Genomic DNA, 8,042 nt, shown 5'->3' with positions numbered 1-8,042 from the left:
TAAGTATCTAGGCATAAATAAATTTCAAGTTTGTAGTAAGGACTTTAGTCCCGATAATCCTTGCTCTGAGAGAATGTTTGAAAAGTATTTTTAGTAACTTCTAGACCTCGGAAACCTAACCCCCCTAGCCCCCCTTCCCTAGAAGGGAATGGGGGTTTTAAAGCCTCTCTGCGTTTCGGGGAGAGGAATGGAAGTGGGGTCTTTGGTATACTTTACGACTTTTCAAACAACCTCTTACAGAGGCACTTGAATTTAGTACAAAATTTATCAAATTTATGTCTAAAGAAATAAGCATATAATCAACCTGACTATATCTAAAAATGGCCTATGCATAGAATAGTCACTCTCAACAAATATCTCTATAGATATAACTAAAAAAGCTACTTTTACTATAATTACATCTTTAGGCTCACGCAATTTAAACTAAAAAGGTTAATACTAAAAAATAACATTATCAAAATTCAATCTGGTTGTAATCAAAAATTGCAGCCTAGACAACAAATAGATAAATAGAGAAAAAAGAGAGAAAAAAGTACAAACAATGGCAACTTCTACTGACCGCGAGCAACAGATTCAAAAACTGCGTGAACTCATCAAAGATATTGATTATGGTATGTTTACTACAGTCGATGATGATGGCAGCTTGCATAGTTACCCGATGTCAAAGAGTGGTGAGATTAACTCTGATAGCATACTCTGGTTCTTTACTTATTCTGATTCCCATAAGGTGACTGAAATTGAACACCACGAGCAGGTAAATATTATTTTTTCTTCACCCGAACAACAGCGATACGTTTCTATTTTAGGTACAGCACAACTTGTAAAAGAACGCAACAAAATGCGAGAGCTATGGAAGCCGGAACTTCAAACTTGGTTTCCTAAAGGACTAGACGAACCTGGTATTGCTTTGCTAAAGGTAAATATTAACCAAGTTAATTATTGGGATAGCGTATCGAGTTTCAAGCCACAAACAATTAGTTTTTTGACAACATCACGTCTTTAAGTAATTAATAATTCGTAATTCGCAGTTAAAAATTCAATGACGAATTATTTAAGACGTGTAATTATTGTCCGAAGTTGCGGCAGTTGTTAGTGGTATTGAGTAACTGAAAGCACTTCCTTAAAATTCAGCGATCGCCCGTGGCTGGCTTTTAACTAATGCAAGCGGTGTGCGTTAGCGTAGCTCACCGCAGGTATCGCCGTCAGCAATATGCTGCTGATGAAGGCAAAATCAAACATGGCTTTCCACCCTAAAGCAAAGCATACAACATGAGACTGGAGAAATAAAAGTTATGCCTTACAAACAAATTGCAGACTTACCAGATTCAGTCAAAGAAAACTTACCCAAACACGCCCAAGAAATTTTCTGGGCTGCATTTAACAGCGCTCAAGAACAATATGGTGGAGAAGAACGTTCCTTTCGAGTCGCTTGGAGTGCGGTAAAGCGCGATTACGAAAAAGGCGATGATGGGCATTGGCACAAAAAACCAGAATAGAAATCAATACGGTTCGATTCAGGTTTTCTTACAGCCAGTGCTTGGGATAAGTCCTCTCTTGTGCCAGATTATTAAAAACCACAGCACAAAGCACCAAAATAATAGAACCTTGTAAAGCAGGTGTTAATAGAAATTGCCAAGGAGCTTTTGTCATCATCACGACTAAGGCAACTGCTCCTGAAGGTGGGTGTAGAGTTCCAGTCAGCTGCATCATCCCAATGGCTGTTGCTACTGCCATTCCCATTGTCCAAGGTGACGAACCGAAAAGATGTAAAATAATTAGGCTGACTAAGGCAGCTACGAGATTACCACCAATCACATTACGGGGTTGAGCCAAAGGACTGTCTGGCACACCAAATATCAATACACTGGTAGCACCAAACGGAGCCATAAGCAGAGGAGAATGTGTTTTCGCAGACAGGTAAGCCGTTGCTGCGATCGCTAAGAAACTACCAAGCCAACTCCAAAAAATATGTTTGTGATGAGGTTTATCTATAGGACATGTTAGAGGACATGACCGCCAGGTTCCACTAACCTTAAACCAGTAATTCTTCAAGTTAAAGTAAATATTTTTGTAATTAAATAATCTTAAATATGCAGAATTAGTTCGTTTTTTGGGGAAATTTCCTTTCATAAACTTCACAATAATAAATAAGCATCGACTTAGAAAATATGCATTGTGAAATGATGCTGTAGCTAGTTATCAATACCGAAATAAACAAACACATCTATCTCAAGTTTGTTAGCAAAAATAGTATCTTAAATCGGTTGATACACTAAAGATAACAATGCACACAGCAGTACCTTTCCAGATTGTAGATAAGGCATCGACTAGATTATTTATTCAAGACATTAAGAGCAACATTTACATAGACCTATTAACGCTAAATTAACAAGTCCAATAGAATATTGGTTAATGTCATGATTTTATAACATTCTATCATTAAAGTATCTTGAAAGTATCTTGGAAATTTTTTAAAAAAGCGTATATTACGTAGAAAAAAAACTATCAGAGCTATAAGATTTACTTATGAACTGCCTAGATTTGTTCCATATTAAAGATATTGTTACTAACTTCAAGGTGCTAGCTGAGAATTGCACGCTTGTAAAGCCCCAAAGCTTGTGTTGTCTTGTTGCTAACCTGGAGGCTTGAGAATGTTTTAAAGTAGGCTTCTGCCTCTTGTCAAGCTACTGGAGGCAGAGCCTCCAAGAATGAGTTAAGAGCCTAGAGGCTCTTAACCAGTCAGATTATGAACCTCTCCCGGACAACCTCCCTTTCCCACGGGGAAAGGGAGGAGCAACGAGAAATTAGGGTTTTGGCTCCCCTCTGGGTGTCCAAGAGGGGCTGGGGGAGAGGTCAACCCCTTCCCTACGGGACGCTACGCGAACGGGGAATTCAAAATTTACGGCATAAAATCCCCATAAATAAATTTAGGAATTTGTATCCTTTTTGTCTGTTCATTGGTAATTCTTCTTTCCTTTGCTGATAATAGTTTTAGATGAGTATCGGGCTATGGAAGAAACCAACCCAGAACGCCATGAATACTGCAATAGGGAGATTATTTTTATTTAAAATCGTAGTGTTTTTAAACGCAGAGTGTTTTGGAAGCAATGTTGTATTTAGGAAGTATCAGATGTCACACAACCAATTGATTTATTGCTGGCAAAAATGGTTACTTCCCATCTTGATACCTGCCATTGTGCAAATAGTGGTTCTAACATTAGGGGTGTTGAGCATTTTGGGAAGCACTGCTCCTATGAGTCATGCTCAAGCTGTTTTCAGCAGTAGTCATATCCAGGAGCAACAGACACCATCAAAATCAACAGTGCTAAATGCCACTGTATATCGCAGTCCCGATTGTAACTGTTGTGGCGGGTGGATTGAACACTTAAAGACACAGGGTTTTAAAATCACAGATTTTTCTACGCCTGACATCGAAACAGTCAAACAAAAGTACAAAGTGCCGGATGACTTGTCATCTTGCCACACGGCAATTGTTAATGGATATGTTATTGAAGGACACGTCCCAGCAGACGACATCAAACGTCTGCTTCAACAAAAGCCAGATGTTGTTGGTTTATCTGTTCCGCAAATGCCTGTAGGTACTCCAGGTATGGAAATGGGGAATCGAAAAGACCCGTTTTCTGTGCTTTCTTTCGATCGCAAGAACTCAGTTGCAGTATTCAATAAGTATCCTGGTGAGTTCTGAGTCAATAGAAAGAATCTTTTAACTCGGAACTCAGCACTCTTTATTTAGAACCAGTTCTAATCGACTGCGACAAATGACTTAACCATCTCCTCAACCAGAAAGTAGATGGTGCGCTTGCAACATTTTGAGAAAGAAACTCAATGGCATGGTTACAATCTTGCAGGTTGGCATCGAGTCCCATTGCACGATAAATTTCACGAGCATTGCAAAAAGCATCCATCGCTTCTGATTCTCGATTGATTTTTTCTAACACTAAACCCAAATTAAACCAGGCATTTGCTTCCCCATTTGGGTCATTAAGATCGCTTCTAATCTCTAATGAATGCTGATAAAACTCCAACGCCCTTTGATACTTTCCTAAAGCTTTATAAGCACCGCCCAATCCACTCAAAGCCATGCCTTCAGCATTGCGATCGCTGATGAATTTCGCCAGCCCTAACCATTGTTGGTAAAATTCAATTGCTAGTTGGTAAGATGCCAAGGATTCATAAATGTTGCCCAAACTTCCCAGGCAAATGCATTCCCCAGTCCAATCGCCTGTTTTCTTCGTTATACTCAACCATTGTTGGTAAAGCTCTATTGCTTGCTCGTACTTACCCAGGTATTCATAAGTATTACCCAAGCTTGCCAAGCAAATACCTTCCCCAGTGCGATCGCCTATTTTCCTGGTAATACTCAACCACTGGTGATAAAATTCAATCGCTCGCTGGTATTTGCCTAGTGATTGGTAAGCGTTACCCAACCCAGATAAAGATTTGGCTTCTTCTAAGCGATCGTTTATTTCTTTAGCTATATCTAACCACTGTTGATAAAACTCAATTGCTAGGTGGTACTCGCCTAGCGACTGGTAAGCATTGCCCAAACTTGCCAAAGAAATGACTTCCCGATTGCGATCGCCTGTTTCTCTAGCTTTTTCTAAGCACCGCTCTTCATACTCAATGGACTCAATATTATTTAGTCCCCCGGATCTTATTACTTCTGTCATTCTCTATAGAAATTTTTGCTCCATAAGCTGTCGATTATACAATTTTCTGTGGCTTTAGCACAGGATAAGTGCAACTTATGTCAAAATTGAGAAATTATTCTTCAATATCAAGCTTTCTTATATACTTTTCATACGCAGCGATCGCCATGTATAAAAGGCTTTTATCTATCCTTAGTAACAAGCATACAAATATACCATACTGAAAAACTTAGCTTTCTCAAAAGATATAAGAAAAACCAAATTAATCAGCAGCAGCATAATCTGGCAACACGTTGAGTTCTAAATTAACAGCACTTAAATAATTTTGATCGTTTAAAACTTGTGATGGTAATTTATTTGCATTCACAGCAGCTTTCACCAAATCTTTCGCAAGAATATTTCTATTCAAAGTATTAAGTACTAGCGCTTCTCCGCTAGGAATACCGTGTTGTTGCAGACCTCCTTGATAAGCAAAATTAACTAGATTCAAAGGCTGGAGGTAATTCGCAGAAGTCGAGTTTGTGGATAAATTATTAGAGTTAACAGCTATTGTTTCACTATTGTTATTAGTAGCTGTTTGAGCGCCAGCAATTCCAGGTACAAGAGTAAGAGAAGCAAAAATCAGTGCAGAATTTATTAAGGTAGCAAGTTTCATAAGTTATATTTAGGTAAAATGCGATCGGTGTTTCTTAGTAATAGAGTCCTCTTTATTATTAATCTCAACTTCCTTCAGTCAGGTCATCTGATCGGTTGATATATGACTCACCCAAAAGGGTGAGCTAATTGGGTGATACAAACAGCAATAGAGACTCAACTGAGTCTAGACACAATAAGGATGGTTAAAATTTTCAAGTACTTAACTGAGGCGAGTTGAACATTTATGCAATTTTTTAGGTGACTCAAATACGCTCATTCACCTAAGCCTAATCACAAGTATTTCCCCAAATGTCAGAGAAAAACACTGCGTGCTGCTTTGTTAAAACGTCTCTACATACCTAAAATTCTCTCTTAGAAGGAAAAACTTGACACTTAAGCGATATTTTAGTATAAATGTACTACAGAAGCGCTTGATATTGCATAAAACTTTACCACTCCCGACTACGCCAATAGGAGAGTACAAAATAAATGAAGCTATCTAAGGTAGACTTGAGCAGTTTAGTAGCGATCGCTCATTCTGATGGATATTTGCAGTTGTTACTCGATCGAGGCAACGAACTAGAGTTTTTGGAAATTCCGGCACCGATACAAGCTTACGAAGGATTGCAAGAACTCAATGAGGTTATAGCTGAAACTACTGCACTACCCTTTGAAGAAGAACCAATTGCTATGTTACCAGTTAGCTCATCAATGGCGGCGGCTGTAGGCTACGATCCTGACGAACAGATTTTGCAAGTTGAGTTTCAAAGTGGAGCGGTTTATCAGTACTTAGGCGTAGATGAGGATACTTGGGAAGATCTACATTCCTCGGACTCAATTGGCAGCTTTTTCAATCAAGAGATTAAAGGTAGATATGATTGCGATCGTCTAGATTGTGCAGATTAATGACTAATAACTGCATGTAGGGTTTTTAATAATTCTTGCGTTGTATAAGAGACTTCTTGGCATAAGTCGGGAAAAGGGGAAGGTAGGGTCTCCTCTGGGGATAAGGGGCGGGGGAAAAGGGACTCATGTTTTTTATCCCTTACCATGAATCCCTTTAACCTTTACCCAATCTCCACCTAACAATTTTGGGTTGGCAGACTACTAGTAATGCTTTCTTCAGAGACAATAGAAAAAACCCATATAATATCAACGCAGTTATGACAACTACACTTACCTCTGCTGTTAAACCAAGAGCCGAAGATAGTTTTGCCATTACCTTTGCACCATTATCTCTGGAAGAAATCTATGCCAAATCCGACGATCCAGCCAATGGTGCTGTGGTTGTGATGAGTGGTATGGTTCGCAATCAAACCGATGGTAAACCTGTGATTGCTCTAGAGTATCAAGCTTATGAACCGATGGCGTTGCGGATATTTTATCAAATTGCTGCTGATATTCGCTTATCTATGTCTGATGTGAATCGAGTCGCGATTTATCATCGTGTTGGACGTTTGCAAGTTGGGGAAATCAGCGTTTTAGTAGCTGTGGGTTCTCCTCATCGGAGTGAGGCGTTTGAAGCTTGCCAATATGCTATTGATACGCTCAAACACAATGCCCCTATATGGAAAAAAGAGTGGTATAGCGGGCTAGATGGTAAACTATCTAGTAGTTGGGTAAGTATTGGTGCTTGTGAACAGTCAGGAGAAAATTGTTAAAATTCCCGAAGTGATTGCCTATGCCCGTGTTTCGTCTAGAGAACAGGCAGAAAACTCGGCGGCATTAGATCAGCAGATAGCTCGTCTGAAGATTCACACAATGGGCAATGAGAGCAATTCTAGCTGCTCTCTCTTTTGCTTTTGGATAAATGGCTCTCAATGCGGAATTTGGTTCAGTAACTTTCTGCTTTTCACACCAACAATGCCATTCCTTCCAAACTTGTTGCCCACTTAGATTCAGTTGGTAAGTTTTAGACGGCAAGTTTTCTAAGTCCTTGTAAAGTTTTTTAAGCAATACTGGGAGGTTATGGATTGTTTTAGCACCTGGTGGTGGCATTTCGGTTAATGGTAGCTGAATCCACAGATATCTAGACCAAAACCCGTCGTCTTCTTCCAAGTTACTCATCTGCCTTCGCAGAACACAGGGCTGAATCGTTCCTACTACACTTACAGATGTACGAGATATGGATACTCTAGGTCTAGTTTTGCGGTTAATTTTAATAGGTTTACCGTCATAAGCAGAGAGCCATTTCTGGCGATCATTACCTCGACCTTGAGGGCGGTACTGATTAAATCCAGCAAATAATCCTGCCAATTCATCGATCGCAACAAGAACTCCTCGATTTGGTTGCTTGCTAAGGCAATCAGCGATCGCCTCTAAAGTTGCATCTTGAAGGTAATATTCCCGTGGAACTGGTTCAGTGGGCATATCCTTCTTCTCATCTTTCGAGAGTTTGTGGCATTCGGCTAACTCTTCTTTATACTGTGCTAAGTTACACTGATAAGTGTTTTCAGCATCTGCCTGCAACTCTTCAAGCGGCTTCGTATGCTATTCAAAATTGGTGATTTTGTAGCTCCTGTCTCACCAACCAAACCCATCCACAGAATTGGGGCTGGGCGGAAGTTTGTAGCAGCATCAATTTCGATACAGGTATTATAGCAACCGCCAAGGCGGTTAAGCGATAAACTGGAAGTAGACCTTGATGAAAGCTCCAGTAGAACCTCTGGGAAACTGATGCCCAAACCTTATAGTTATGACCTCCGGCAAAAAGTGATCCAAGCAATCTTGCTTGAT

At 39.8% G+C, this 8,042-nt stretch carries 10 protein-coding genes; 5 read left to right on the top strand and 5 right to left on the bottom strand.

The genetic code is table 11. The features are described 5' to 3' along the window. Nucleotides 1–541: 541 nt before the first annotated feature. On the top strand, nucleotides 542–1,003 hold the full coding sequence (locus RMY32_RS20235; protein WP_322711994.1) for a pyridoxamine 5'-phosphate oxidase family protein: 462 nt from the start codon (nucleotides 542–544) through the stop codon (nucleotides 1,001–1,003). Nucleotides 1,004–1,292: 289 nt separating this feature from the next. Then, nucleotides 1,293–1,496 (top strand): ChaB family protein, encoded by a 204-nt coding sequence (locus tag RMY32_RS20230; protein WP_322711993.1) that lies wholly within the window; start codon nucleotides 1,293–1,295, stop codon nucleotides 1,494–1,496. Between the two features lie 28 nt (nucleotides 1,497–1,524). On the opposite strand, the gene RMY32_RS20225 is transcribed toward RMY32_RS20230, so the two are convergent. Further along, nucleotides 1,525–2,130, bottom strand: a complete 606-nt coding sequence (locus tag RMY32_RS20225; RefSeq protein ID WP_322711992.1) for an HPP family protein — start codon at nucleotides 2,128–2,130, stop codon at nucleotides 1,525–1,527. A gap of 1,000 nt (nucleotides 2,131–3,130) precedes the next feature. Between RMY32_RS20225 and RMY32_RS20220 the strand changes: the two genes are divergently transcribed. Next, nucleotides 3,131–3,706, top strand: a complete 576-nt coding sequence (locus RMY32_RS20220; RefSeq protein WP_322711991.1) for a DUF411 domain-containing protein — start codon at nucleotides 3,131–3,133, stop codon at nucleotides 3,704–3,706. Nucleotides 3,707–3,746: 40 nt separating this feature from the next. Here the strand turns inward: RMY32_RS20220 and RMY32_RS20215 are convergent, their stop codons facing one another. Both RMY32_RS20215 and RMY32_RS20210 read right to left on the bottom strand, forming a co-directional pair. Beyond that, a complete protein-coding gene (locus RMY32_RS20215) occupies nucleotides 3,747–4,691 on the bottom strand; it encodes a tetratricopeptide repeat protein (RefSeq protein ID WP_322711990.1) in 945 nt (314 codons plus the stop codon). Nucleotides 4,692–4,932: 241 nt separating this feature from the next. Then, entirely contained in the window at nucleotides 4,933–5,325 is a 393-nt protein-coding gene (locus tag RMY32_RS20210; RefSeq protein WP_322711989.1) for a hypothetical protein, read from the bottom strand. A 470-nt stretch (nucleotides 5,326–5,795) separates the two neighbouring features. Here RMY32_RS20210 and RMY32_RS20205 point away from each other — a divergent pair, with 470 nt between their 5' ends. Together RMY32_RS20205 and RMY32_RS20200 are read left to right on the top strand one after the other, a co-directional pair. Beyond that, on the top strand, nucleotides 5,796–6,212 hold the full coding sequence (locus tag RMY32_RS20205) for a KTSC domain-containing protein (protein WP_322671449.1): 417 nt from the start codon (nucleotides 5,796–5,798) through the stop codon (nucleotides 6,210–6,212). 257 nt (nucleotides 6,213–6,469) lie between these two features. Continuing rightward, nucleotides 6,470–6,967, top strand: a complete 498-nt coding sequence (locus tag RMY32_RS20200) for a molybdenum cofactor biosynthesis protein MoaE (protein ID WP_322711988.1) — start codon at nucleotides 6,470–6,472, stop codon at nucleotides 6,965–6,967. Nucleotides 6,968–7,031: 64 nt separating this feature from the next. Here the strand turns inward: RMY32_RS20200 and RMY32_RS20195 are convergent, their stop codons facing one another. Continuing rightward, complete coding sequence (locus RMY32_RS20195) at nucleotides 7,032–7,775, bottom strand: DUF3987 domain-containing protein (RefSeq protein WP_409883525.1); 744 nt, start codon at nucleotides 7,773–7,775, stop codon at nucleotides 7,032–7,034. 25 nt (nucleotides 7,776–7,800) lie between these two features. After that, on the bottom strand, nucleotides 7,801–8,042 hold a 242-nt coding region (locus RMY32_RS20190), incomplete at its 5' end, for a hypothetical protein (RefSeq protein WP_322711987.1).

It is taken from the genome of Nostoc sp. ChiSLP03a (genome assembly GCF_034531215.2).
In the GTDB taxonomy this organism is placed as follows: Bacteria; Cyanobacteriota; Cyanobacteriia; order Cyanobacteriales; family Nostocaceae; genus Nostoc.
Note: the sequence above shows the minus strand (reverse complement) of the source record. Positions and strands in the feature narration are given on the sequence as shown.